The 23,945-nt window shown below is 47.4% G+C and carries 17 protein-coding genes, 22 tRNA genes, 3 rRNA genes, 1 pseudogene and 1 riboswitch; of the genes and pseudogenes, 35 read left to right on the top strand and 8 right to left on the bottom strand.

From position 1 onward, the window contains the following. Positions 1-12: 12 nt before the first annotated feature. Complete coding sequence (locus tag JNUCC22_RS14290; protein ID WP_040238957.1) at positions 13-999, bottom strand: Gfo/Idh/MocA family protein; 987 nt, start codon at positions 997-999, stop codon at positions 13-15. Positions 1,000-1,178: 179 nt separating this feature from the next. On the opposite strand from JNUCC22_RS14290, the gene JNUCC22_RS14285 reads away from it, so the two are divergent. The 4 genes from JNUCC22_RS14285 (at position 1,179) to JNUCC22_RS14270 (ending at position 3,895) form a co-directional block, all read left to right on the top strand. After that, a complete protein-coding gene (locus JNUCC22_RS14285) occupies positions 1,179-2,339 on the top strand; it encodes an AI-2E family transporter (protein ID WP_072589496.1) in 1,161 nt (386 codons plus the stop codon). Between the two features lie 91 nt (positions 2,340-2,430). Beyond that, positions 2,431-3,261 carry an undecaprenyl-diphosphate phosphatase gene (locus JNUCC22_RS14280; RefSeq protein WP_046702390.1) on the top strand — a complete coding sequence of 277 codons (831 nt, stop codon included), beginning with the start codon at positions 2,431-2,433 and terminating at the stop codon, positions 3,259-3,261. 128 nt (positions 3,262-3,389) lie between these two features. Further along, a tRNA-Ala gene (locus tag JNUCC22_RS14275) sits at positions 3,390-3,462 on the top strand. Positions 3,463-3,574: 112 nt separating this feature from the next. After that, on the top strand, positions 3,575-3,895 hold the full coding sequence (locus JNUCC22_RS14270) for a hypothetical protein (protein WP_094031239.1): 321 nt from the start codon (positions 3,575-3,577) through the stop codon (positions 3,893-3,895). A 186-nt stretch (positions 3,896-4,081) separates the two neighbouring features. Here JNUCC22_RS14270 and JNUCC22_RS14265 read toward each other — a convergent pair. Next, positions 4,082-4,597 (bottom strand): annotated as a pseudogene (locus JNUCC22_RS14265) (cupin domain-containing protein); the annotation flags it as partial. Between the two features lie 218 nt (positions 4,598-4,815). Between JNUCC22_RS14265 and hmpA the strand changes: the two are divergent. Together hmpA and JNUCC22_RS14255 are read left to right on the top strand one after the other, a co-directional pair. Continuing rightward, entirely contained in the window at positions 4,816-5,991 is a 1,176-nt protein-coding gene (hmpA, locus tag JNUCC22_RS14260) for an NO-inducible flavohemoprotein (protein WP_032869841.1), read from the top strand. 141 nt (positions 5,992-6,132) lie between these two features. After that, the gene (locus tag JNUCC22_RS14255) at positions 6,133-6,978 is read left to right on the top strand and encodes a glucosaminidase domain-containing protein (protein WP_025285168.1); all 846 of its coding nucleotides are present in this window, start codon (positions 6,133-6,135) and stop codon (positions 6,976-6,978) included. Between the two features lie 33 nt (positions 6,979-7,011). Here JNUCC22_RS14255 and JNUCC22_RS14250 read toward each other — a convergent pair whose 3' ends face one another. The 3 genes from JNUCC22_RS14250 to JNUCC22_RS14240 all read right to left on the bottom strand — a co-directional run bounded on the left by JNUCC22_RS14250 (position 7,012) and on the right by JNUCC22_RS14240 (position 9,097). Next, positions 7,012-7,680, bottom strand: coding sequence for a potassium uptake protein KtrA (locus JNUCC22_RS14250; protein WP_014418723.1), 669 nt, complete (start codon positions 7,678-7,680; stop codon positions 7,012-7,014). A 163-nt stretch (positions 7,681-7,843) separates the two neighbouring features. Further along, on the bottom strand, positions 7,844-8,383 hold the full coding sequence (gene bslA, locus JNUCC22_RS14245) for a biofilm surface layer hydrophobin BslA (protein ID WP_015240450.1): 540 nt from the start codon (positions 8,381-8,383) through the stop codon (positions 7,844-7,846). Between the two features lie 159 nt (positions 8,384-8,542). Further along, complete coding sequence (locus tag JNUCC22_RS14240; protein ID WP_216061833.1) at positions 8,543-9,097, bottom strand: transcriptional regulator GbsR; 555 nt, start codon at positions 9,095-9,097, stop codon at positions 8,543-8,545. A gap of 200 nt (positions 9,098-9,297) precedes the next feature. On the opposite strand from JNUCC22_RS14240, the gene betB reads away from it, so the two are divergent. The 3 genes from betB to JNUCC22_RS14225 all read left to right on the top strand — a co-directional run bounded on the left by betB (position 9,298) and on the right by JNUCC22_RS14225 (position 12,649). Then, positions 9,298-10,770: a betaine-aldehyde dehydrogenase gene (gene betB, locus JNUCC22_RS14235; RefSeq protein WP_014418720.1), complete on the top strand. Its 1,473-nt coding sequence runs from the start codon at positions 9,298-9,300 to the stop codon at positions 10,768-10,770. Positions 10,771-10,787: 17 nt separating this feature from the next. Beyond that, positions 10,788-11,996, top strand: coding sequence for a choline dehydrogenase (gbsB, locus tag JNUCC22_RS14230; protein ID WP_007613327.1), 1,209 nt, complete (start codon positions 10,788-10,790; stop codon positions 11,994-11,996). Between the two features lie 71 nt (positions 11,997-12,067). After that, a complete protein-coding gene (locus JNUCC22_RS14225; protein ID WP_003152182.1) occupies positions 12,068-12,649 on the top strand; it encodes an MOSC domain-containing protein in 582 nt (193 codons plus the stop codon). A gap of 1 nt (position 12,650) precedes the next feature. Here the strand turns inward: JNUCC22_RS14225 and JNUCC22_RS14220 are convergent, their stop codons facing one another. Then, a complete protein-coding gene (locus JNUCC22_RS14220) occupies positions 12,651-13,139 on the bottom strand; it encodes a DinB family protein (protein ID WP_032876875.1) in 489 nt (162 codons plus the stop codon). A gap of 146 nt (positions 13,140-13,285) precedes the next feature. Between JNUCC22_RS14220 and JNUCC22_RS14215 the strand changes: the two genes are divergently transcribed. After that, entirely contained in the window at positions 13,286-13,816 is a 531-nt protein-coding gene (locus tag JNUCC22_RS14215) for an NfeD family protein (RefSeq protein ID WP_216061832.1), read from the top strand. A 19-nt stretch (positions 13,817-13,835) separates the two neighbouring features. Beyond that, on the top strand, positions 13,836-15,365 hold the full coding sequence (locus tag JNUCC22_RS14210) for a flotillin lipid rafts scaffold protein FloT (protein ID WP_216061831.1): 1,530 nt from the start codon (positions 13,836-13,838) through the stop codon (positions 15,363-15,365). Positions 15,366-15,395: 30 nt separating this feature from the next. Here the strand turns inward: JNUCC22_RS14210 and thiT are convergent, their stop codons facing one another. Continuing rightward, the gene (gene thiT / locus JNUCC22_RS14205; protein ID WP_007613316.1) at positions 15,396-15,977 is read right to left on the bottom strand and encodes an energy-coupled thiamine transporter ThiT; all 582 of its coding nucleotides are present in this window, start codon (positions 15,975-15,977) and stop codon (positions 15,396-15,398) included. A gap of 100 nt (positions 15,978-16,077) precedes the next feature. Continuing rightward, positions 16,078-16,178, bottom strand: a riboswitch (TPP riboswitch). A gap of 366 nt (positions 16,179-16,544) precedes the next feature. Here thiT and JNUCC22_RS14200 point away from each other — a divergent pair. The 24 genes from JNUCC22_RS14200 (at position 16,545) to JNUCC22_RS14085 (ending at position 23,345) form a co-directional block, all read left to right on the top strand. Beyond that, positions 16,545-18,094: ribosomal RNA gene (locus JNUCC22_RS14200) — 16S ribosomal RNA — on the top strand. Positions 18,095-18,327: 233 nt separating this feature from the next. After that, positions 18,328-21,257: ribosomal RNA gene (locus JNUCC22_RS14195) — 23S ribosomal RNA — on the top strand. A 50-nt stretch (positions 21,258-21,307) separates the two neighbouring features. Then, a 5S ribosomal RNA gene (rrf, locus tag JNUCC22_RS14190) occupies positions 21,308-21,423 on the top strand. The 16S, 23S and 5S rRNA genes sit together here with 21 tRNA genes alongside, the layout of an rRNA operon. Before the next feature lie 23 nt (positions 21,424-21,446). Next, positions 21,447-21,522 (top strand) — tRNA-Val (locus JNUCC22_RS14185). Positions 21,523-21,551: 29 nt separating this feature from the next. Next, positions 21,552-21,627, top strand: a tRNA-Thr gene (locus tag JNUCC22_RS14180). 37 nt (positions 21,628-21,664) lie between these two features. Continuing rightward, positions 21,665-21,740 (top strand) — tRNA-Lys (locus JNUCC22_RS14175). Between the two features lie 10 nt (positions 21,741-21,750). Then, a tRNA-Leu gene (locus tag JNUCC22_RS14170) sits at positions 21,751-21,834 on the top strand. Positions 21,835-21,843: 9 nt separating this feature from the next. Beyond that, a tRNA-Gly gene (locus JNUCC22_RS14165) sits at positions 21,844-21,918 on the top strand. Positions 21,919-21,937: 19 nt separating this feature from the next. Beyond that, a tRNA-Leu gene (locus JNUCC22_RS14160) sits at positions 21,938-22,023 on the top strand. Between the two features lie 9 nt (positions 22,024-22,032). After that, positions 22,033-22,109 (top strand) — tRNA-Arg (locus JNUCC22_RS14155). 16 nt (positions 22,110-22,125) lie between these two features. Then, a tRNA-Pro gene (locus tag JNUCC22_RS14150) sits at positions 22,126-22,202 on the top strand. Between the two features lie 4 nt (positions 22,203-22,206). Next, a tRNA-Ala gene (locus JNUCC22_RS14145) sits at positions 22,207-22,279 on the top strand. 20 nt (positions 22,280-22,299) lie between these two features. Continuing rightward, positions 22,300-22,376, top strand: a tRNA-Met gene (locus JNUCC22_RS14140). A 2-nt stretch (positions 22,377-22,378) separates the two neighbouring features. Continuing rightward, positions 22,379-22,455, top strand: a tRNA-Ile gene (locus JNUCC22_RS14135). A 7-nt stretch (positions 22,456-22,462) separates the two neighbouring features. Next, positions 22,463-22,555: transfer RNA gene (locus JNUCC22_RS14130), tRNA-Ser, on the top strand. Between the two features lie 19 nt (positions 22,556-22,574). After that, positions 22,575-22,651: transfer RNA gene (locus JNUCC22_RS14125), tRNA-Met, on the top strand. Between the two features lie 7 nt (positions 22,652-22,658). Further along, a tRNA-Asp gene (locus tag JNUCC22_RS14120) sits at positions 22,659-22,735 on the top strand. A 10-nt stretch (positions 22,736-22,745) separates the two neighbouring features. After that, a tRNA-Phe gene (locus JNUCC22_RS14115) sits at positions 22,746-22,821 on the top strand. Between the two features lie 20 nt (positions 22,822-22,841). Then, positions 22,842-22,917: transfer RNA gene (locus JNUCC22_RS14110), tRNA-His, on the top strand. A gap of 8 nt (positions 22,918-22,925) precedes the next feature. Continuing rightward, a tRNA-Gly gene (locus JNUCC22_RS14105) sits at positions 22,926-22,999 on the top strand. A gap of 15 nt (positions 23,000-23,014) precedes the next feature. Next, positions 23,015-23,091: transfer RNA gene (locus JNUCC22_RS14100), tRNA-Ile, on the top strand. Between the two features lie 10 nt (positions 23,092-23,101). Then, positions 23,102-23,176: transfer RNA gene (locus tag JNUCC22_RS14095), tRNA-Asn, on the top strand. A 3-nt stretch (positions 23,177-23,179) separates the two neighbouring features. Then, positions 23,180-23,270: transfer RNA gene (locus JNUCC22_RS14090), tRNA-Ser, on the top strand. 3 nt (positions 23,271-23,273) lie between these two features. After that, positions 23,274-23,345, top strand: a tRNA-Glu gene (locus JNUCC22_RS14085). Between the two features lie 35 nt (positions 23,346-23,380). Here the strand turns inward: JNUCC22_RS14085 and JNUCC22_RS14080 are convergent. Continuing rightward, on the bottom strand, positions 23,381-23,851 hold the full coding sequence (locus tag JNUCC22_RS14080; RefSeq protein ID WP_082998879.1) for a TspO/MBR family protein: 471 nt from the start codon (positions 23,849-23,851) through the stop codon (positions 23,381-23,383). Between the last annotated feature and the right edge of the window lie 94 nt (positions 23,852-23,945).

The following is a 23,945-nucleotide window of genomic DNA, read 5'->3' as shown; positions in this document are numbered from 1 at the left end:
GGGCGGATGTTTTTAGTTTTGATCGGCGGGAAAGACAATTCCGATTTGTTTTCTCGCTTCTTCCATAATGCTTGCCGTAATGAAAGAACGTTCAAATGTATTTTCGGAAGACTCCCGCTGTCCGTTTCGAAGAAGATTGATGAATTCAGCCGTTTCGTAGTACATCGACGGTTTCAGATCAGGGACTGAAATGTCTTCCGTCCGGCCGTCACGATAGCGGATTTCCGCCCGTTCCGGTCCGTGAATGCTGTCCAGAACGATCGTGCCGTCTTCACCCTGAATTTCCGCCGGGGCAAACGAATTTGAGATTTTCGAATGCATCAGCACCGCTTCAAATCCGTCGTATGACAGAATGACCGTGCCTTCGCCGTCAACGCCGGATGAGAGTTTATGACCGGTCGCAATGACGTTTTTCGGTTTGCCGAACAGGACGACGGCCGGATAAATGCAGTACACGCCGATGTCCATTAACGAACCGTTCGATAATTCAGGCTTAAACGCGTTTAGCACCGTACCGTTTTTATATGCATCATATCGTGATGAATATTGGCAGTAGCTTGCCGTGAATCTCCTGACGGGTCCGATTTTATGTAAGTGGTTTTGAAGCATGCTGAAGTTCGGCAGGAACGTTGTTTTCATGGCTTCCATCAAGAGAACGCCGTTCGTTTTGGCTGCGTGAATCATTTCATCCGTTTCCCTTGCGTTAGACGCAAACGGTTTTTCGCACAGTACATGCTTGCCGTGTTCCATAAAAAGGACCGCCTGCTCTTTGTGAAATGCATTCGGACTGGCGAGATACACCGCGTCATAGGCTTTGCTTTCCGCCATTTCTTTCAGGCTGGTAAAATAATGAGCAGCGCCGTGTTTGCCGGCGAATTCCGCCGCGCGTTCCTCAGTTCTGGAATAAACCGCCGTTAATTGAAAATCATCAATAGCAGAAGCCGCCTCCAGAAATCGTTCTGTAATCCAATTCGTTCCGACTGTTGCAAATCGAATCATTGCTATCGCTCCTTCTATGTATTGGCTTACATTATAGCTTTTTTTCTGAGAAACATAAATGGAAAAAAGGCTGCCAGCTAAAGGGATAGGAAAAATCCCCATAGAGACCGGTTATTATTTTTCATTACAGGAACGATAGTGTACAATTTAAGTAAAATACATATGATGGAGGAACAATAGTGGAAACATTGCAAACATGGGGCGGCAGATTTAAACAGTTTTTCTTAGACAATAAATTTGTCTTGTTTTTGCTTGTATTGCTGCTCATCGGTCTCAATATCCTTGTCTTTATGAAGACATCATTTATTTTCACACCTATTATCGTCCTGCTCAAAACGATTGCGCTCCCCGTCATTTTGACAGGAATTGTTTATTATCTGCTTAATCCGATCGTAGATATATTGGAAAAAATAAGAGTGAAAAGAGTCTATTCCATCCTGCTCCTTTACCTCGTTATTATAGGGCTGATTACGATTACGGTCGTTTCAATTATTCCGTTTTTAAAGGAACAGATCATGAGCCTGATCGACAATCTGCCGAAATATGTGGATATCGTTGAAGATCAGACGAAAAGCCTGATCGGAAGCGATTTTGTAAATCAGGCGCAAAAGACGATGAATATCAACATTTCCGATCTTGCTAATAAAGTATCGGCGCAGGCGGCGACAATTGCAAACAGCACATTTACCGGAGTCGGGAATTTTATCGGCGCGCTGACGGAAGTGATTATTTCAATTGTGACCGTGCCGTTTATTCTGTTCTATTTGCTGAAAGACGGCAAAAAACTGCCGATTTATATCTTAAAGTTTGTGCCCACCCGTCTGAAAGAACAAACGTATACGATGCTTAGTGAAATGAACCACAGATTAAGTTCCTATATCAGAGGACAGGTCATCGTCAGCTTCTGCATCGGGTTTTTATTATTTATCGGCTATCTGATTATCGGACTTGATTATGCGTCACTGCTTGCGGTCATTGCCGCTTGTACGAGCGTTGTTCCGTATTTAGGGCCGACCATTGCCATCACGCCGGCGATTATTATCGCGTTGGTCACTTCGCCCCTTATGCTGCTGAAGCTTGCGATTGTATGGACCGTTGTCCAGCTCGTGGAAGGGAAATTAATTTCGCCGCAGATCATGGGGAAAAATCTTCACATTCACCCGATTACCATCATCTTTGTTCTGTTAACCGCCGGAAAGCTGTTCGGGGTTGTCGGCATTATTTTAGCCATCCCGGGGTATGCGGTCATCAAAGTGGTCACGACCCATCTGTTTGATTGGTTCAAAATGCGTTCGCATTTATATGAAGAAGAAAAAAATGATGCTGGATCGAAGTCATAAAATCGGAACGGATATGATATTTATTATAAGACAGGCTTTCCTTCAGAGGAGAGCTTCTCTTTTGTAAATGATGAATGAAGGGAAGAATGGGATGACACTATGGGAGATGTTCACAGCAACCGTTTTGGGAATCGTGGAAGGGCTGACGGAGTATGCGCCGGTTTCTTCCACGGGACATATGATCATAGCGGATGACATCTGGCTGAAATCCGGAAGCCTGATGAATCCGGAAGCCGCCAATTCCTTCAAAGTGGTGATTCAGCTCGGTTCGATTCTGGCGGTGGCCATTGTGTTTAAGGATCGGATATTACATTTACTCGGCCTCAAAAAAAACGTCACGCGCGATCAGCAGAAGGGATACAGGCTGACCATCGCGCAAATCGCCGTCGGTCTTGTTCCGGCGGCGGTGCTCGGCTTTTTATTTGAGGATTTCATTGACCGCTATTTATTCTCCGTCAGAACGGTCGCTTACGGATTAATTGCCGGAGCCGTGCTTATGCTTATAGCGGACTGGATCAATAAAAGGAAAGAAACGATCGATACGGTAGACAGAATCACCTACAAACAGGCTTTCTGTGTCGGATTATTCCAGTGTCTCGCCTTATGGCCCGGATTTTCCCGCTCAGGCTCAACGATTGCCGGAGGTGTCATTGTCGGCTTGAATCACCGGGCAGCCGCAGACTTCACCTTTATTATGGCTATTCCGATTATGGCGGGCGCAAGCCTTCTGAAGCTGGTGAAATACTGGAGCAGTCTTTCTTATGACATGATTCCGTTTTTTCTAGTCGGCTTTATCTGCGCCTTTGTCGTCGCCCTCTTAGTCGTCAAGTTTTTTCTTCGGCTTATTAACCGGATTAAGCTTGTCCCGTTCGCCATTTACCGTGTCATCCTCGGCATCATTTTAATCATGCTCGTGCGATAAACGAAGAGGCCCCCCGGAGGGTCTTCTTTTTATGTTCGAAAAACGTCTCAGGAAAATATGAGCAAACTGAATTTTCTGCTTGAAATTCATAGAAGACTCGTCTATAATAAAACATGACGTTACAGCACGGGGCCATAGCTCAGCTGGGAGAGCGCTACGCTGGCAGCGTAGAGGTCAGGGGTTCGAGCCCCCTTGGCTCCATACCTTTAAACCCTTATTCTATAAATAAGGGTTTTTTTGTTTTTTCATCTTCTGCGGCAGCCTCTATGTTCTGCTTCATTTCTAACAATTCAAAATAAAGGAAAGAGAGAAAATGAAAAAGAAAATCTATCTTCTACTAACTCTTTCAGCGGCACTGGCACTTCTTTTAACAGCGCTCCCGGCTCTTTCTCCCATCGTCTTCACGTCTGCTTCAGAAAAAGGAGCCATCAGGCATGACATTTATAAAAAAGGATATCCGTATCAAAGCTACTTTGCGATTCTTCGAAAAGAAGAAGGCGGCGGAGAGGCCGGGAACCTTTATTATGTAAATTGGTTCAATTGGAAAGATGAAACCGGACAGACGCCGCACGTATGTTATTCAAAAAAATCGTCCGAAGGCGAGTACAAAGTAAGCTGCGGAACCGGATCGTAATGATCAAGAGCCCCTCTCCAATGAGGGGCTCTTTCTGTCGATGCCGCTCTGGCTCTCCGTTTAATATCCCCAATATAACGGCGTATCATAATGCCGATACGGATCATTCGGATAATGCGTATTTGGCTGATAAGGCGTATTCATATCATGAATCCCCGTGTTTTCAGTCTGTCCGCAGTATTTATCGGGGCCTATCACAGTTGATTGCCGGATCGGGGAAACGGCTTTTTCCCACTCATGCTCATTCAGACAGTACGTATGCGCCATGATCTCAGGCGGCGTCAGACGGAGAATATCCGAGCCGTATATCACTTCAGGCGAAGGGGCGTCAAATATGGCCAAAAGGTGGGTTTTGTCTGAAGTGGCGACTTCATAATGCCACCACCCCTGCGGAACATTCGCCACTTGTCCTGAAGAGATCGGATAATTCCGTATTTTCTGGGTGAACGGATTCAGCATCGACACCACCGCGGAACCCGAAATACAGTACACCAATTCAGCGGCGTTTTGATGGGTATGCGGTTCAATCACATTTGTTTTGCTCAGAAAGATATCTAATAATGAAATATTTTCAAGCGTGTTTAACTGTTTAATCCCCAATACATTGATAAAGTTCCGAGCATCTTTCGTAAAAAAACGGCTCTCATTCACATCATAAGTGAACTGTGTATTCGGAGACGTGTAATCGATATCGGAAACCATGCACTCCCCCGCTTTCATCTTTAAACGTATATTCCCAAATATATGTGTCCCTGTTTCACCGGGTGATAAAAAAAGGAGGTGAAATCCATAAATTCCAAATCCAACACAATATTGTGACGACTTTTTTAAAGATTCATTTTCAATATATCTTTTATTCAAAATATCTCTTACTATAAAGATATATTGAAAATACATCTTTAGAAGGGTTGAGGATTAACATGCTGGATGAGAGAACAATAGACATCATCAAAAGCACAGTACCCGTATTGAAAACACATGGAGAAAACATCACCGGACGCTTTTATAACCTGATGTTTCAAGATCATCCCGAACTGTTAAATATGTTTAACCAAACGAACCAAAAGAAACAGACTCAGCGCGCAGCATTGGCAAATGCAGTCATTGCGGCTGCGGCGAATATTGATCAATTAGAACAAATCATTCCGGCGGTCAGACAGATCGGCCATAAACACACAAGCATCGGTGTAAAACCGGAACATTATCCGATTGTCGGAAAGTATCTGCTTCTGGCAATTAAGGATGTGCTGCAGGATGCCGCAACTCCTGAGATTATGCAGGCATGGGAAAAAGCTTACGGTGTTATTGCGGAGGCTTTCATCGGCATTGAAAAAGACATGTACAATGAAGCCGGATGGCAGGGGTATAAAGAATTTTCGGTTATACAGAAAACGAAAGAAAGCAAAGATATCACATCATTTTATATCAAACCGAGTGACGGCTCTTCGCTTCCTGGATTTGAAGCGGGACAATATATCAGCATTAAGGTGCGGATTGCGGATTCTCCTTATACGCACATTCGCCAGTACAGCCTGTCTGATGCTTCTCAAAAAGGGGCATATCGGATTTCTGTGAAAAAGGACGGAGCGGTTTCTTCTCATCTCCACAATGAAGTTCAAGAGGGAGATAAACTTGAAGTCAGCGCACCCGCCGGGGATTTCAAGCTGTCTTCTGCCGAAAAACCGGTTGTTCTTATCAGTGCCGGTTCCGGAATCACGCCGATGATGAGCATGCTGAAAACAGCCGCCGAAAAACAGCCGGAGCGTGCCGTTACTTTTATTCATGCCGCGAAAAACGGAGAGTACGCCGCGTTCCGCAAAGAGGCTGAACAAGCTGCGGAGAATCATCCGAATATTAACGTCATTTATGTATACAGTGAACCGGCAGAACAAGACCGCTCAGGAGACAAGCCTTTTTACAGCGGCAGGATTGATCAAACCTTCCTGGAGCAGCTTCATCTGAATCAAGATGCTGAATGTTACTTGTGCGGATCAGCGCAGTTTATGACGCAAATGAAAGATATGATTCTTGCCCTCGGGTTTGACTCTGATTCCGTTCAATATGAATTGTTCGGCCCTCAGCTGAGCATGGCATAACCAAAAAGACTCCTCAAAGAGGAGTCTTTTTTATTTGCGCAATATGTTCTTTCTCCGTCTTTTTCCCTATTTTATTGAAATTTTCATCAATGACCAGTAAAATTATAAATCTAGTGATTCCGGAATTAAAGGAAGGTTGATATGAAAAAGAAAGCAAAGACCAAAAGGGGGCTTGGGTGCCTTTTTGCTGTATCTCTTATATTCGGATTATTTCTGGTATCAATGGTGTTTTCGAAATTCATAGTGACGGAAGAAAAACCGCCTGAAGAGGTGGACGAGCAGCAGGTCTTTATTGACAGCCTTTCCGGGCATGCTCAAATTTTATATGAGAAATATCATGTCCTTCCGAGCATCACCCTCGCACAGGCCATTCTCGAATCGGACTGGGGGAACAGTGAGCTTGCGGGGAAAGCGCGCAACCTGTTCGGTGTAAAAGGTGATTATAAAGGAAAACACGTCACGATGAAAACGGATGAATTTGAAAAAGGAAAACGAAAAACGATTCGGGCAAAATTCCGTAAATACAGCACGTTTTTTGAATCAATGGATGACCATGCCAAATTATTTGTCAACGGAACGTCTTGGAATAAAAAGAAGTATAAGCCCGTCATTGAAGCGGACAATTATAAAACAGCGGCGGCTGCCCTTCAAAAATCCGGCTACGCCACAGACCCCGGCTATGCTGAAAAAATTAAAGATGTCATAGAAACCTATAATCTGAATGAATATGACAAAATCAATGCCTCTCTTAAAGCAGTTGATATGAAAGGCGCCATCAAAGACCACGCCATTGAAGACGTGTGGTCCAAGCCGTCAAAAGAGCAGCATTCTATTAAACTGGCATCGGCGCAAAAGTTTACCGGCCAGCATATTAAAGTCGTATCTGAAAAACAAAACGGAGAATCCGTCTGGTACCAAATTCAAGTGAAAGATGAGCTGATCGGCTGGGTTGACCAAACCGCCGTCCAGTTAAGTGAAGAAACATAAGCATCAAAAAAAGCCGGCAGCCCGCCGGCTTTTTTACATTCCTTCAGTTTCAAACCTTTTAATATCACGTTTATGCCCCATCAGCACAAGGCAGTCACATTCATGAATGACAGTCTCCGGAGAAGGGGACAGCTGAATGTCTCCATTATGTTTCACGGCGAGAATGGTGCAGCCGAATCTGGCCCGGACGCCGAGATCAAGAATGGATTTTAAATGCAGCTTTTTCGTGGCTGAAAGCTCCACAATGCTGTATTCATCTGACAAATCAATGTAATTTAAGACATTTTCATCCGAAAGGCTTTGCGCAATCCGCACGCCCATATCCTTTTCGGGATGGATAATACGATCAGCACCGATCTTTTCAAGCACTTTGTGATGATAATAGTTTTGCGCTTTCACCCAAATATTAGGGATGTTCAGCTCCTTCAATAACAGCGTCGTCAGCGTGCTTGCCTGAATGTTGGCGCCGATTGCTACGATGACATATTCAAAATTTCTGATGCCGAGCGACTGAAGCTCGCTTTCTTCCGTTGAATTTGCCCGCACAGCATGCGTGGCATAAGAGGAGTATGCGTTGACCCGCTCTTCGCTGATATCGACCGCAAGCACCTCATGCCCCATTTTAAAAAGCTCTTTACAGATGCTTCCGCCGAAACGGCCGAGTCCGATGACGGCAAATTGTTTATTTTTGATTTTTCCCAATCCTCATAACTCCTTAAGAAACTGTTTTCGTCACTCCAAATACAACAAACAAGAATGTACTCCTGTTTCAAGGGTTTGTCAATGCGAGGGCCGGAAGAAAGAAAACAGCACAAAAAAAGACCGGCTGACAAGCGATGGGCTTGTGCCGGTCCGTTTTTCGCAATTATTTGCAGTTGCAAGGCTGTGTCGGCGGTGTGCTGCGTTTTTGAACAACAATTGTGTCCTCAGCATAGAATTTAGAGCCGATGCTTAATGATTTATTTTCTGCACGGAACTTATATGTACCTGCAGCAGGCAATGTTTTATTATTAAGAGAAAGCTTGAATTCCGCTGCGCCGAGCAAATCAATGTTTAACGGAAGTCTGACTGTTTTGCCGTTATTCAGAATCTGTCTTTCACGCAAAGCGTGTCCGTTGACTGTATCTTTTGTTGTAGCCGCAAATCCGCTAGGAAGGGTAAATTCCATAACGCCTAAGCTCAGGATCGTGTTCGGACGGTACGTCAATTCGATATCAGAAAATGACCATTCCTGCTGGCTGGCACCTGTATATTTTGCAAATAAGGTAGCAGTCGCTTTCGTGGACATTTCCGGCTCGTGAACGGTTGAGCCTGACTCAGCGGCGAATGACGCTGTCGGCAGAGAAAGAAGCAAAACCAGGCCGAATAAACTTGCCATGACAGTTGAGAAAAATTTCTGTTTCATTTTCATAAATCCCCCTAAAAAAAATTTGCTGATTGTTCTTAAAAAAGAACGACCATACCTATAAAAATTTACCATCAATTTTAATGGAAGTAAATGGGGTTATGTTCCTATATTTTCTCAAAAATAATCAAATCACGACAAAAAACGCCTGATTTTGATTCAGGCGTTTCTTTCGTCCGTTTCTATCGGAATAAATTTAAAAATTTCCCCGCTCTGAACCGAGTCAGCGAGACGCTTCAGCCAATGATAATAAGCTTTCGAGCTTTCAAGCTGATCATATAACTGCCGCGCTTCTTCCTGTAATTCCGCGTTGCCTTTCTCGGCCAGCAAAACGGACTGCAAATCCGCCTGGGCCTGTTCAATGGCGGACAAATTCACCTGAACTTCACGATCCCATTTCGGCGGGAAGAAATTCGTGAAAAACGTAAAGAAATCTTTTTCCGCTACAAACGTATGCTTCCGTGTGCCGCGGTGAAAGGTTTTTTTGACTACATTTAAATCCTGCAGCTTTTTGACGCCTGTGCTCATACTCGGTTTGCTCATCTGCAGTTCCTCACGCATTTCGTCAAGCGTCATTTCATCCCTCATATACATTGTTCCGTATAAAATCCCGACACTCCGTGTGATTCCGTAAAGATCCATCGTCTCTGCAATGGAATCAATGACAAGATCCCTAGCTTGTTCTATAGCTGCGAATTCTGGATTCTCATCCATACTGTCCCTCTTTTCCTCTTGAAGTTTAAATTTGTTAAGTCATTTCTTTATGTTCTTAATCTTAACGAATCATGACAAAATGTCAAAATCTAAACGGACTGATCGGGTTTTGACAGGCAAAAAAACATATGTTAAATTAATATTGTTAAAAACATTAAATTTTTATTTAACAAACTTACTTTTCGGTAAGGAGGACTTTTATGAGCAAAACGCTTTATATCGGCGGCGAATGGATCAGTGCAGAAAAAAAACAGACCCGCCGTATCATTAATCCATTTAATCAAGAAGAAATTGCAACGGTATGCGAAGGAGACCGGGACGATGCGGTGAAAGCCATCGCCGCAGCCAGAAAAGCATTTGATGAAGGGGAGTGGCCGGTGCTTTCTGGGCTCGAGCGCGGACAATTTGTTCTGAAAATTGCGGAATTAATCAGACGCGATCTGAACGAATTAGCTGAGCTGGAATCGCTCGATACAGGAAAAACGATTGAAGAAAGTAAAGCCGATATGGATGATATCGCAAATGTATTTCAATATTATGCCGGTTTGGCGGATAAAGACGGAGGCGAGGTCATTTCATCTCCGATTCCTGATTCCGTAAGTAAAATCGTCAGAGAGCCCATTGGCGTATGCGGACAAATTACGCCGTGGAACTATCCGCTCCTTCAGGCGAGCTGGAAAATCGCTCCCGCTCTTGCGGCCGGAAACACGATCGTTTTAAAGCCGAGCGAGATTACTCCGCTGACAACCATTAAAGTCTTTCAATTAATAGAAGAAGCCGGTATTCCGAAAGGGGTCGCCAATCTCGTGCTGGGGCCGGGCGCTTCTGTCGGCGATGAGCTGGCGAGAAACCTCGACGTCGATTTGGTCTCTTTTACGGGCGGAATTGAAACAGGCAAAAAAATCATGCAGGCGGCAAGCGGCAATGTGAAAAAGATTGCCCTGGAGCTTGGCGGCAAAAATCCGAATATCGTATTTCAAGATGCAGATCTCGAAACAGCTGCAGATCAAGCGCTGAACGCCGTGTTTTTCCATGCCGGCCAAGTTTGTTCGGCAGGGTCCCGTCTTTTGGTGGACGAAGCCATTCATGATGAATTTTTAGCCGAGCTGATCAAGCGCACGAAACGCATCAAATTAGGAAACGGTTTTCATGAAGATACGGAAAGCGGTCCGCTGATTTCCGCCGAGCATCGGGCCAAAGTCGAAAAATACGTAGAAATCGGTATCGAAGAAGGGGCAAAACTGGAAACAGGCGGCAAACGTCCTGATGATCCCGCCCTTCAAAACGGTTTCTTCTATGAACCTACTATTTTCTCAAACTGCAAGTCTGATATGCGGATAGTCCAAGAGGAGATCTTCGGCCCCGTTTTAACAGTTGAGTCATTTTCTTCTGAAGAAGAAGTGATCAGACTTGCCAACGATACTATTTATGGGCTGGCCGGAGCGGTATGGTCAAAGGATATTGAAAAATGCGAACGCGTAGCCGCCAAACTGCGGATGGGAACGGTATGGATCAATGATTTCCACCCGTATTTCGCGCAAGCGCCATGGGGCGGGTACAAACAATCGGGCTTCGGCCGCGAACTCGGCAAAATCGGTCTGGAAGAATACACGGAAATCAAACATATTTACCGCAACACGAAACCTGCGGCTGTGAACTGGTTTCAAGCATAACGAGGAGGAGATACAATATGACATTAAATATGAAAGTAGAAAGCATGCATAAATTCCATACATTCGAAATCCCGACAGTCATTAAACACGGAATCGGTGCGATTCAGCACGCAGGAAGTGAAGTCAGAGCGCTTGGTGTCACAAAAGCGCTGCTCGTAACAGACCCGGGAATTTATAACGCGGGAGTGGCAAACCCGGTCATTGAATCTTTACAGGAAGCGGGCATCGAAGTCGTCCTGTTTAACAAAGTGGAGCCAAACCCGCCTGTACGTCTTGTAAACGAAGGATCAGAACTGTATAAAAAAGAAAGCTGCAACGGCCTTGTGGCTGTCGGCGGCGGAAGCTCCATGGATACAGCGAAAGCGATCGGGGTAGAAGCGACACACGAAGGAAGCGTGCTTGATTATGAAGCCGCGGAAGGCAAAAAGCCGCTGGAAAACCGTATTCCTCCGCTGACAACGATCCCGACGACTGCGGGAACAGGTTCAGAGGTCACACAATGGGCGGTCATTACAGATGAAGAAAGAGAATTTAAATTCAATACGGGCGGACCGCTTATCGCCGCGCATTTAACGGTCATTGACCCTGAGCTGCACACGTCCATGCCTCCGCATGTGACGGCTATGACAGGTATTGATGCCCTTGCGCACGCCATCGAGTGCTATACGATGAAATTCGCGCAGCCGATCACTGATGCTGTCGCTTTAATGGCCATTGAATATGCGGCGCATTATATTAAGCGCGCGTTTGCGGACGGAGAGGATTTGGAAGCAAGATACGGCATGGCGCAGGCGGCGATGCTTGCCGGCCTTTCATACGGCAGTGAATCAGCAGGCGCGGCGCATGCGATGAGCCAGACGCTCGGCGGTATCATCCCTGTCGCTCACGGACAATGCGTCGCAGCTATGATGGGGCCGGTAATGGAATACAACTGGAAAGGCTATCCGGAAAAATTCGCCCGCATCGCCAAAGCATTCGGAATTGATACAAGCAACATGACAACCGAAGAAGCGGCAAAAGCGTCCGTCAACTGGATGTATGATCTTGTAAAAGATTTAGAGGTACCGAGTTTAGAAGAACAAGGTGTGTCTCCGGACATGATTGAACGTTTATCAAAAGAAGCTATGAAAGATCCGCAAACTTTTGGAAATCCAAGAGATTTGAATGAGAAAGCATACAACTGGATTTACAAACGCTGCTTCGACTTAACGCCGAAAACGGTATAATAAATGAACCCCGCTCCTTTACAGAGCGGGGTTTTTTAAGGATAATGTCAAGAAAAAGGCGGTGGTGGCTGATGTGGAAACGTATAACAGCAAAGACGGAAGGCGTATATATAGCGGATACCGAACAATTTGTTACCAAAAAGATGGACAAGCTTCGTGCGGAATACGGCGGGTTTCCCGGTGACCTGCATTTCGGACTGACAAAAAAGGCCGGCGCGCGTGAGCCGATGTATGAAAGAGGAACAGAAATTTTTAACCGGAGACAAATTTCAATCGTGTCCATGGAGGAATGTGATGACATTGCGGAGAAGATGGGGATTTCTCATATCTTTCCCGAATGGCTCGGCGCTAATATCGCAATCAGCGGTTTTTCTGCACTGACGCCGCTTAAAGAAGGAAGCAGAATGATATTTCCAAGCGGTGCGTCTCTGTTGTGCGAGGGAGAAAATGATCCGTGCATTCAGCCGGGAGAAGTCATTCAATCCTTTTATCCGGATCAGCCAAAACTCGCCGCGGCGTTTGTGAGGCACGCGATGGGCAGAAGAGGAATTGTCTGTATTGTTGAACGCCCGGGTGATATATGCACGGGAGATGCGGTCACCATCCATTCTTATGAACCGAAACGCGCCAAGAAAAAAATCGAGAAGGTCTGACTCAGACCTTCTCGATTTTTTGTTTGATTTCTTTTATTTGATTAATGTGACGCTTTTCATGATGGCCGATAAAATCAATCCACTGGCGGATCGTCAGTTCTTGAAAAACAGGATGGGGAAGCACACGTTCTAAGTCTTCCTCGTTTAATGATGAAATGACGGCGGTCAGCTGCTGTCTTGCCGTATCTAATTCCTGTTTTGCTTCAATGACTGATATTCGGTTTTGCTCAGGTTCGAGGTGTGACGGAGCCGGCCGTTTATTTGTTCTGTCCTCTATAAACTCCATCGGTTGTTCTTCTATTTCTTTTAACGGTGCGTCTTTTGCCTGCTTTGATAAAAGGGTCTGCGCTGTTTCGTCAATTTTCTTTAAATGGTCAAGGACTTCCCGCACGCTCCACTCATCAGCCGCGGGCTTTCGGTTGAATTCCTCATCAGAGAGTCCTTTCAGTTCTTCCCAGGTCTGCTGTCTGGCTTCATTAAAAATGCTCATCCTATCTCCTCCTTTAGAGTAAACATATCATATCCGGATTGGATAATCATGTAATCAGCCTTACTTGTCAGAAAATTGAAACCATTTACCTTTGCATCCGTATATAAAGTAACACTCCGACACCTCGGCCGAAAGGAGGATAGAAGATGGCCATATTTCATCTGCCGCTTGAAACGGTCTATCTTTACACATTGATTATTTCGGGAAGTCTCACGCTTTTGATTCTGTTTTTTCAAGATGTGTTTCACGGCCTCTCGGAAGCCATTCCTGTTTCATTTTTAAACCCTGCATTGATTCTGTCTTTTTTAACAATCTTTTCAGCCTCAGGTTATATCGGCGAAATCGCCGCTCCGCTATCAAGTCCTGTCATTGCGTTGCTTTCATTTGTTCTTTCGGTTCTTTTGGTCAGCCTGCTTCACTTCTTCGTCCTTGTCCCGCTTTCATCAGCGGAAGAATCGCTCGCATATCGGGAGACAGATTTAAAGGGCAGAGTCGGCAGGGTCATTACTTCCGTCCCGAAAGACGGCTATGGGGAAGTGATCATAGAGGGAATAGGGGGCGCCATTTCTAAATCAGCCGTCAGCTTTGATCAAGAACAGATCAAGTACGGAACGTCCGTATTAGTGATTGACGTGAAAGACGGAGTGCTTTTTGTGACGCCGCATGAACCAATCTGATATCTAAGGGGGAACTGTTATGACTATGCCGATTATCATCGTTATCGGAATCGTATTCTTTTTACTCATCGCACTTATTGCTGTATTTATTACGAAGTACCGGACGGCGGGGCCGGACGAAGCCCTTATCGTGACCGGAAGTTATTTGGGGAATAAGAATGTTCACATTGATGAAGGCGGAAATCGTCTGAAAATCGTCCGGGGCGGGGGAACGTTCGTGCTCCCGGTATTCCAGCAGGCAGAACCTCTCAGTTTACTGTCAAGCAAACTTGATGTCTCTACACCTGAAGTCTATACAGAACAAGGCGTGCCGGTAATGGCCGACGGAACCGCCATTATTAAAATCGGAGGCTCCATCGGTGAAATCGCAACAGCAGCTGAACAATTTTTGGGGAAATCTAAGGAAGACCGTGAGCAGGAGGCGCGGGAGGTGCTGGAAGGCCATCTGCGCTCCATCCTCGGCTCCATGACCGTTGAAGAGATTTATAAAAACAGGGAAAAGTTTTCTCAGGAAGTCCAGCGGGTCGCGTCTCAGGATCTTGCTAAAATGGGGCTCGTGATCGTTTCTTTTACGATTAAAGACGTCCGAGATAAAAACGGCTATCTTGAATCATTAGGTAAGCCGAGAATCGCCCAAGTCAAGCGGGATGCGGACATTGCCACGGCAGAAGCGGATAAAGAGACGAGGATTAAACGCGCGGCCGCTGATAAAGACGCAAAAAAATCAGAGCTGGAGCGGGCGACGGAAATAGCTGAAGCGGAAAAAATCAATCAGCTGAAAATGGCGGAATACAGAAGAGAGCAGGATACAGCAAAAGCCAATGCCGACCAGGCATATGATCTTGAAACAGCAAAAGCCCGCCAGCAGGTGACAGAGCAGGAAATGCAAATTAAAATTATTGAGCGGCAAAAGCAGATTGAATTGGAGGAAAAAGAAATTCTGCGCCGTGAGCGCCAATATGACTCTGAAGTGAAGAAAAAAGCCGATGCTGACCGTTACTCGGTGGAACAAGCGGCCGCGGCCGCAAAAGCAAAGCAGCTCGCAGAAGCGGATGCCGAGCAGTACAGTATCGAAGCGATGGCCAAGGCGGAAGCGGAACGCGTGAGAATTGACGGTCTTGCTAAAGCGGAGGCTGAAAAGGCGAGAGGAGAAACCGAAGCGGAAGTCATCCGCCTGAAAGGACTCGCAGAAGCGGAAGCTAAAGAAAAAATCGCCGAAGCATTCGAAAAATACGGGCAGGCTGCAATCCTTGATATGATTGTGAAAATGCTGCCTGAATATGCGAAGCAAGTCTCAGCGCCTCTTTCCAATATTGATAAAATTACCGTCGTAGATACGGGAGGAAGCGGTGAAAACGGCGGGGCCAATAAAGTCACAGGCTACGCAACCAATTTAATGGCCGGTCTTCAGGAAAGCTTAAAAGCATCTTCCGGAATCAATGTAAAAGAGCTTATTGAGAATTTTTCAGACAAAGGAAACATAAAACAAAGTATAAATGAACTTACAAAAGAACTGAGTGATTCAAACGAACGGCACAGCCCGGAATAAAAAAACAGCAGGCGTAAACCGCCTGCTGTTTCAGTTCGTCTGCTTAGCTTCAAGAAGCCGCGGCGCAGTCATGAATAATAAGATAAGGACAATGGCCGAAAGGATAAAAGAAGGAATCATATAAGTCGCGTTATAGACGGACGAATAAACCCATACCGGCGTGCCTTTCGGAGCATAGCTTCCGAAAAAGACAGCTCCGGAGACCACATGTGCCGCATAGCGCAGCACACTGCCGATGAAAACACCGCCTATAACATACATCGTTAAAGCGCCTCTTTTTTTATTCAATGCCGATTCCCGTACACCGGAAGCAAACAAGCCGCTGAAACCGAGGACTGCAAATGCCGCGATGTAATCAAGAAATAGCTGCACCGGGTGCTGCAAAAACAAATTACCAATGGCGATCTGGACAATCCCTGTTAAAAAGCCTGTCGTAAGCCCGGCCTTCACTCCCCAGCGGAATGAAATCAAAAAAATCGGAATCATCATAATAGAGACCGAACCGCCTTGGGGCATCCGGAGAAACATGCCTGAGACAATGTCCAGAATGACGGCCGCCCCGGTCATAATCGCTATTTCAATTAATCGCACAAGCTGTGTTGAATGATTCATAGTTTTCCCCCTGGTCAGACAACCGTATCAAGGATAAACAAAAAAGCAGCGCAGGGAAGGATGGGAAAAGGTCCGCGCGCTGCTTACATAAACTGCAAATCATTTGGCTTTGCCACATCCCTACGCCAGCGTTAACTAACAGGTTCAAAGGGTCAGAACAAAACGTTCACTCTCAGCTTTAATGCTCCCCTTGTGGTCATCAAGTATTTAGTTCAATCTTACTATACAAGAAAATATGCCACACCACAAGACAGCTTGCCTTTCTATAGAAGAGAAACTGAAATAAGTATGAAAGAAAATAATCAATGATTTTTTTGAAAAAACTATTGTCATATTTTCAAAAGGGTGTTATATTATTAAACGTCGCTGATGAACAGCAGACAACAACGAAAAGCTTCGGAAACAACTTGAAAAAAGTTGTTGACATAAAAGAAGCTGAGTGGTAAGATAATAAAGCTGCTTCAACAAGCGGTAATGATCTTTGAAAACTAAACAAGACAAAACGTACCTGTTAATTCAAAGTTTTAAATAAATCGCACAGCGATGTGCGTAGTCAGTCAAACTACTTTATCGGAGAGTTTGATCCTGGCTCAGGACGAACGCTGGCGGCGTGCCTAATACATGCAAGTCGAGCGGACAGATGGGAGCTTGCTCCCTGATGTTAGCGGCGGACGGGTGAGTAACACGTGGGTAACCTGCCTGTAAGACTGGGATAACTCCGGGAAACCGGGGCTAATACCGGATGGTTGTTTGAACCGCATGGTTCAGACATAAAAGGTGGCTTCGGCTACCACTTACAGATGGACCCGCGGCGCATTAGCTAGTTGGTGAGGTAACGGCTCACCAAGGCGACGATGCGTAGCCGACCTGAGAGGGTGATCGGCCACACTGGGACTGAGACACGGCCCAGACTCCTACGGGAGGCAGCAGTAGGGAATCTTCCGCAATGGACGAAAGTCTGACGGAGCAACGCCGCGTGAGTGATGAAGGTTTTCGGATCGTAAAGCTCTGTTGTTAGGGAAGAACAAGTGCCGTTCAAATAGGGCGGCACCTTGACGGTACCTAACCAGAAAGCCACGGCTAACTACGTGCCAGCAGCCGCGGTAATACGTAGGTGGCAAGCGTTGTCCGGAATTATTGGGCGTAAAGGGCTCGCAGGCGGTTTCTTAAGTCTGATGTGAAAGCCCCCGGCTCAACCGGGGAGGGTCATTGGAAACTGGGGAACTTGAGTGCAGAAGAGGAGAGTGGAATTCCACGTGTAGCGGTGAAATGCGTAGAGATGTGGAGGAACACCAGTGGCGAAGGCGACTCTCTGGTCTGTAACTGACGCTGAGGAGCGAAAGCGTGGGGAGCGAACAGGATTAGATACCCTGGTAGTCCACGCCGTAAACGATGAGTGCTAAGTGTTAGGGGGTTTCCGCCCCTTAGTGCTGCAGCTAACGCATTAAGCACTCCGCCTGGGGAGTACGGTCGCAAGACTGAAACTCAAAGGAATTGACGGGGGCCCGCACAAGCGGTGGAGCATGTGGTTTAATTCGAAGCAACGCGAAGAACCTTACCAGGTCTTGACATCCTCTGACAATCCTAGAGATAGGACGTCCCCTTCGGGGGCAGAGTGACAGGTGGTGCATGGTTGTCGTCAGCTCGTGTCGTGAGATGTTGGGTTAAGTCCCGCAACGAGCGCAACCCTTGATCTTAGTTGCCAGCATTCAGTTGGGCACTCTAAGGTGACTGCCGGTGACAAACCGGAGGAAGGTGGGGATGACGTCAAATCATCATGCCCCTTATGACCTGGGCTACACACGTGCTACAATGGACAGAACAAAGGGCAGCGAAACCGCGAGGTTAAGCCAATCCCACAAATCTGTTCTCAGTTCGGATCGCAGTCTGCAACTCGACTGCGTGAAGCTGGAATCGCTAGTAATCGCGGATCAGCATGCCGCGGTGAATACGTTCCCGGGCCTTGTACACACCGCCCGTCACACCACGAGAGTTTGTAACACCCGAAGTCGGTGAGGTAACCTTTTAGGAGCCAGCCGCCGAAGGTGGGACAGATGATTGGGGTGAAGTCGTAACAAGGTAGCCGTATCGGAAGGTGCGGCTGGATCACCTCCTTTCTAAGGATTTTAACGGAATATAAGACCTTGGGTCTTATAAACAGAACGTTCCCTGTCTTGTTTAGTTTTGAAGGATCATTCCTTCAAAACATAGGAACACCTGCTAAATGCGCCACTTCCTGTGGCAACGTATGTGTTAGCATGTCCTATGCGTTGTTCTTTGAAAACTAGATAACAGAAGTAATTCACATTCAATTAGTAATGCAAGATATCACGTAGTGATTCTTTTTAACGGTTAAGTTAGAAAGGGCGCACGGTGGATGCCTTGGCACTAGGAGCCGATGAAGGACGGGACGAACACCGATATGCTTCGGGGAGCTGTAAGCAAGCTTTGATCCGGAGATTTCCGAATGGGGAAACCCACCACTCGTAATGGAGTGGTATCCATATCTGAATACATAGGATATGAGAAGGCAGACCCGGGGAACTGAAACATCTAAGTACCCGGAGGAAGAGAAAGCAAATGCGATTCCCTGAGTAGCGGCGAGCGAAACGGGACCAGCCCAAACCAAGAGGCTTGCCTCTTGGGGTTGTAGGACACTCTGTACGGAGTTACAAAGGAACGAGGTAGATGAAGAGGTCTGGAAAGGCCCGCCATAGAAGGTAACAGCCCTGTAGTCAAAACTTCGTTCTCTCCTGAGTGGATCCTGAGTACGGCGGAACACGTGAAATTCCGTCGGAATCCGGGAGGACCATCTCCCAAGGCTAAATACTCCCTAGTGACCGATAGTGAACCAGTACCGTGAGGGAAAGGTGAAAAGCACCCCGGAAGGGGAGTGAAAGAGATCCTGAAACCGTGTGCCTACAAGTAGTCAGAGCCCGTTAACGGGTGATGGCGTGCCTTTTGTAGAATGAACCGGCGAGTTACGATCCCGTGCAAGGTTAAGCAGAAGATGCGGAGCCGCAGCGAAAGCGAGTCTGAATAGGGCGAATTGAGTACGTGGTCGTAGACCCGAAACCAGGTGATCTACCCATGTCCAGGGTGAAGTTCAGGTAACACTGAATGGAGGCCCGAACCCACGCACGTTGAAAAGTGCGGGGATGAGGTGTGGGTAGGGGTGAAATGCCAATCGAACCTGGAGATAGCTGGTTCTCTCCGAAATAGCTTTAGGGCTAGCCTCAAGGTAAGAGTCTCGGAGGTAGAGCACTGATTGGACTAGGGGCCCCTACCGGGTTACCGAATTCAGTCAAACTCCGAATGCCGATGACTTATCCTTGGGAGTCAGACTGCGAGTGATAAGATCCGTAGTCGAAAGGGAAACAGCCCAGACCGCCAGCTAAGGTCCCAAAGTATACGTTAAGTGGAAAAGGATGTGGAGTTGCTTAGACAACCAGGATGTTGGCTTAGAAGCAGCCACCATTTAAAGAGTGCGTAATAGCTCACTGGTCGAGTGACTCTGCGCCGAAAATGTACCGGGGCTAAACGTATCACCGAAGCTGCGGACTGTTCTTCGAACAGTGGTAGGAGAGCGTTCTAAGGGCTGTGAAGCAAGACCGGAAGGACTTGTGGAGCGCTTAGAAGTGAGAATGCCGGTATGAGTAGCGAAAGAGGGGTGAGAATCCCCTCCACCGAATGCCTAAGGTTTCCTGAGGAAGGCTCGTCCGCTCAGGGTTAGTCGGGACCTAAGCCGAGGCCGAAAGGCGTAGGCGATGGATAACAGGTTGATATTCCTGTACCACCTCCTCACCATTTGAGCAATGGGGGGACGCAGGAGGATAGGGTAAGCGCGGTATTGGATATCCGCGTCCAAGCAGTTAGGCTGGGAAATAGGCAAATCCGTTTCCCGTGAAGGCTGAGCTGTGATGGCGAGCGAATTATAGTAGCGAAGTTCCTGATTCCACACTGCCAAGAAAAGCCTCTAGCGAGGTGAGAGGTGCCCGTACCGCAAACCGACACAGGTAGGCGAGGAGAGAATCCTAAGGTGATCGAGAGAACTCTCGTTAAGGAACTCGGCAAAATGACCCCGTAACTTCGGGAGAAGGGGTGCTCTGTTAGGGTGCAAGCCCGAGAGAGCCGCAGTGAATAGGCCCAGGCGACTGTTTAGCAAAAACACAGGTCTCTGCGAAGCCGTAAGGCGAAGTATAGGGGCTGACGCCTGCCCGGTGCTGGAAGGTTAAGAGGAGCGCTTAGCGTAAGCGAAGGTGCGAATTGAAGCCCCAGTAAACGGCGGCCGTAACTATAACGGTCCTAAGGTAGCGAAATTCCTTGTCGGGTAAGTTCCGACCCGCACGAAAGGCGCAACGATCTGGGCACTGTCTCAACGAGAGACTCGGTGAAATTATAGTACCTGTGAAGATGCAGGTTACCCGCGACAGGACGGAAAGACCCCGTGGAGCTTTACTGCAGCCTGATATTGAATGTTGGTACAGCTTGTACAGGATAGGTAGGAGCCTTGGAAACCGGAGCGCCAGCTTCGGTGGAGGCATCGGTGGGATACTACCCTGGCTGTATTGACCTTCTAACCCGCCGCCCTTATCGGGCGGAGAGACAGTGTCAGGTGGGCAGTTTGACTGGGGCGGTCGCCTCCTAAAAGGTAACGGAGGCGCCCAAAGGTTCCCTCAGAATGGTTGGAAATCATTCGCAGAGTGTAAAGGCACAAGGGAGCTTGACTGCGAGACCTACAAGTCGAGCAGGGACGAAAGTCGGGCTTAGTGATCCGGTGGTTCCGCATGGAAGGGCCATCGCTCAACGGATAAAAGCTACCCCGGGGATAACAGGCTTATCTCCCCCAAGAGTCCACATCGACGGGGAGGTTTGGCACCTCGATGTCGGCTCATCGCATCCTGGGGCTGTAGTCGGTCCCAAGGGTTGGGCTGTTCGCCCATTAAAGCGGTACGCGAGCTGGGTTCAGAACGTCGTGAGACAGTTCGGTCCCTATCCGTCGCGGGCGCAGGAAATTTGAGAGGAGCTGTCCTTAGTACGAGAGGACCGGGATGGACGCACCGCTGGTGTACCAGTTGTTCTGCCAAGGGCATCGCTGGGTAGCTATGTGCGGACGGGATAAGTGCTGAAAGCATCTAAGCATGAAGCCCCCCTCAAGATGAGATTTCCCATTCCGCAAGGAAGTAAGATCCCTGAAAGATGATCAGGTTGATAGGTCTGAGGTGGAAGTGTGGCGACACATGGAGCTGACAGATACTAATCGATCGAGGACTTAACCAATTTGAATGTATGCTTACTGTTATCTAGTTTTGAGAGAACACTCTCAATGGTTTGGTGGCGATAGCGAAGAGGTCACACCCGTTCCCATGCCGAACACGGAAGTTAAGCTCTTCAGCGCCGATGGTAGTCGGGGGTTTCCCCCTGTGAGAGTAGGACGTCGCCAAGCCATTACACGTAAGTGTAATATATGGAGGATTAGCTCAGCTGGGAGAGCATCTGCCTTACAAGCAGAGGGTCGGCGGTTCGAGCCCGTCATCCTCCACCATTCCTATCATACATAAGTTGGCGTATTAAGCCGGTGTAGCTCAATTGGTAGAGCAACTGACTTGTAATCAGTAGGTTGGGGGTTCAAGTCCTCTTGCCGGCACCACCTTTATATGTTATACTATATAAGTCTCTTGTAATAAGAGCCATTAGCTCAGTTGGTAGAGCATCTGACTTTTAATCAGAGGGTCGAAGGTTCGAGTCCTTCATGGCTCACCATGTTTTTCTTGCGGATGTGGCGGAATTGGCAGACGCGCTAGAATCAGGCTCTAGTGTCTTTACAGACGTGGGGGTTCAAGTCCCTTCATCCGCATTGCCAAACGCGGAAGTAGTTCAGTGGTAGAACATCACCTTGCCAAGGTGGGGGTCGCGGGTTCGAATCCCGTCTTCCGCTCCAACTATACTATACCATCCATGCCGGGGTGGTGGAATTGGCAGACACACAGGACTTAAAATCCTGCGGTAGGTGACTACCGTGCCGGTTCAAGTCCGGCCCTCGGCACTTATTGTTGCGCCCGTAGCTCAATTGGATAGAGCGTTTGACTACGGATCAAAAGGTTAGGGGTTCGACTCCTCTCGGGCGCGCCATACATACTTTTGAAAACGGGAAGTAGCTCAGCTTGGTAGAGCACATGGTTTGGGACCATGGGGTCGCAGGTTCGAATCCTGTCTTCCCGACCATTTTGGGGCCTTAGCTCAGCTGGGAGAGCGCCTGCTTTGCACGCAGGAGGTCAGCGGTTCGATCCCGCTAGGCTCCACTTGATTTTAATTGTTTTTTGGCGGTGTAGCTCAGCTGGCTAGAGCGTACGGTTCATACCCGTGAGGTCGGGGGTTCGATCCCCTCCGCCGCTACCATTGGACCTTTAGCTCAGTTGGTTAGAGCAGACGGCTCATAACCGTCCGGTCGTAGGTTCGAGTCCTACAAGGTCCACCACTTAAACGGAGGAATACCCAAGTCTGGCTGAAGGGATCGGTCTTGAAAACCGACAGGGGTGTCAAAGCCCGCGGGGGTTCGAATCCCTCTTCCTCCGCCATATCTAATTTAATTATCATCGCGGGGTGGAGCAGTTCGGTAGCTCGTCGGGCTCATAACCCGAAGGTCGCAGGTTCAAATCCTGCCCCCGCAACCAAAAAAATGGTCCGGTAGTTCAGTTGGTTAGAATGCCTGCCTGTCACGCAGGAGGTCGCGGGTTCGAGTCCCGTCCGGACCGCCATTTATAAAAAGGCTCGGTAGCTCAGTTGGTAGAGCAACGGACTGAAAATCCGTGTGTCGGCGGTTCGATTCCGTCCCGAGCCACCATTTAATTTAATATTGTTTTGGCGGTTGTGGCGAAGTGGTTAACGCACCAGATTGTGGCTCTGGCACTCGTGGGTTCGATTCCCATCAATCGCCCCAAACAACATGCGGGTGTAGTTTAGTGGTAAAACCTCAGCCTTCCAAGCTGATGTCGTGGGTTCGATTCCCATCACCCGCTCCATTTTTATATTGTCATGGGCCTGTAGCTCAGCTGGTTAGAGCGCACGCCTGATAAGCGTGAGGTCGGTGGTTCGAGTCCACTCAGGCCCACCATGATGATTTTTCCACAGTAGCTCAGTGGTAGAGCTATCGGCTGTTAACCGATCGGTCGCAGGTTCGAATCCTGCCTGTGGAGCCATACGGAGAAGTACTCAAGTGGCTGAAGAGGCGCCCCTGCTAAGGGTGTAGGTCGTGTAAGCGGCGCGAGGGTTCAAATCCCTCCTTCTCCGCCATAAGGCCCGTTGGTCAAGCGGTTAAGACACCGCCCTTTCACGGCGGTAACACGGGTTCGAATCCCGTACGGGTCATTAAAAAAACCTTGCATAGTATGCAAGGTTTTTTATTATGCGTTCATAGCGTAAATGGTAAAAGACAGGTATGTGGCAAAAGCGCTCCATAATAAATAAGGGACCAGAAGCCAGGCTGAAGCTTTACTGTATTTACCGGCAATGAGCAACAGAATGAGTGTTGTCACCGCCACAAGCAGGCAATCAATAGATGCAGCAAGCAAATTTTTCTGTGTGAATTGAAAATAGCTGAACCCTTGATTCACGATATAATTGATGAGAAGCATCACCCAAAAAGCTTTGGATTCTTTACATGAAAACTTTGCGTATATCAAGGCTGCTGAGAGCGAAATAAGCGCAAACAAAACCGCCCATATGATGCCGATCACTGATCTGCTCGGCGTCCAGTCAGGTTTTTGCAGCGCGTCGTACCATTCCCGGTCGATGGGAAAGAGAAACCCCGCTAAAGAAAAGAAGACATATGTAATGATAAATACAATAATCGCACCGATATACTTCTTTTTCATTTGTTCCCTCCGCCATTCAATGTCAATACATTAGTCCCCTTTTTTGGAAAGATTAAACCTTTTAAAAGGTTCATGCACCATTAAGTGTATGAGT

Origin of the sequence: Bacillus sp. JNUCC-22, assembly GCF_018861275.1 — a bacterium.
Lineage (GTDB): Bacteria > Bacillota > Bacilli > Bacillales > Bacillaceae > Bacillus > Bacillus velezensis.
The sequence above is the reverse complement of the archived record's forward strand: the minus strand, read 5'-3'. Positions and strand labels throughout refer to the sequence as shown.

Excerpts from the sequence above, each read along its gene's own strand:
- JNUCC22_RS14290 (WP_040238957.1), bottom strand. The coding sequence starts at position 999 with ATGATTCGATTTGCAACAGTCGGAACGAATTGGATTACAGAACGATTT.
- JNUCC22_RS14280 (WP_046702390.1), top strand. The coding sequence starts at position 2,431 with ATGACACTATGGGAGATGTTCACAGCAACCGTTTTGGGAATCGTGGAA.
- JNUCC22_RS14270 (WP_094031239.1), top strand. The coding sequence starts at position 3,575 with ATGAAAAAGAAAATCTATCTTCTACTAACTCTTTCAGCGGCACTGGCA.
- hmpA (WP_032869841.1), top strand. The coding sequence starts at position 4,816 with ATGCTGGATGAGAGAACAATAGACATCATCAAAAGCACAGTACCCGTA.
- JNUCC22_RS14255 (WP_025285168.1), top strand. The coding sequence starts at position 6,133 with ATGAAAAAGAAAGCAAAGACCAAAAGGGGGCTTGGGTGCCTTTTTGCT.
- bslA (WP_015240450.1), bottom strand. The coding sequence starts at position 8,383 with ATGAAACAGAAATTTTTCTCAACTGTCATGGCAAGTTTATTCGGCCTG.
- JNUCC22_RS14240 (WP_216061833.1), bottom strand. The coding sequence starts at position 9,097 with ATGGATGAGAATCCAGAATTCGCAGCTATAGAACAAGCTAGGGATCTT.
- betB (WP_014418720.1), top strand. The coding sequence starts at position 9,298 with ATGAGCAAAACGCTTTATATCGGCGGCGAATGGATCAGTGCAGAAAAA.
- gbsB (WP_007613327.1), top strand. The coding sequence starts at position 10,788 with ATGACATTAAATATGAAAGTAGAAAGCATGCATAAATTCCATACATTC.
- JNUCC22_RS14225 (WP_003152182.1), top strand. The coding sequence starts at position 12,068 with ATGTGGAAACGTATAACAGCAAAGACGGAAGGCGTATATATAGCGGAT.
- JNUCC22_RS14220 (WP_032876875.1), bottom strand. The coding sequence starts at position 13,139 with ATGAGCATTTTTAATGAAGCCAGACAGCAGACCTGGGAAGAACTGAAA.
- JNUCC22_RS14215 (WP_216061832.1), top strand. The coding sequence starts at position 13,286 with ATGGCCATATTTCATCTGCCGCTTGAAACGGTCTATCTTTACACATTG.
- JNUCC22_RS14210 (WP_216061831.1), top strand. The coding sequence starts at position 13,836 with ATGACTATGCCGATTATCATCGTTATCGGAATCGTATTCTTTTTACTC.
- thiT (WP_007613316.1), bottom strand. The coding sequence starts at position 15,977 with ATGAATCATTCAACACAGCTTGTGCGATTAATTGAAATAGCGATTATG.
- JNUCC22_RS14080 (WP_082998879.1), bottom strand. The coding sequence starts at position 23,851 with ATGAAAAAGAAGTATATCGGTGCGATTATTGTATTTATCATTACATAT.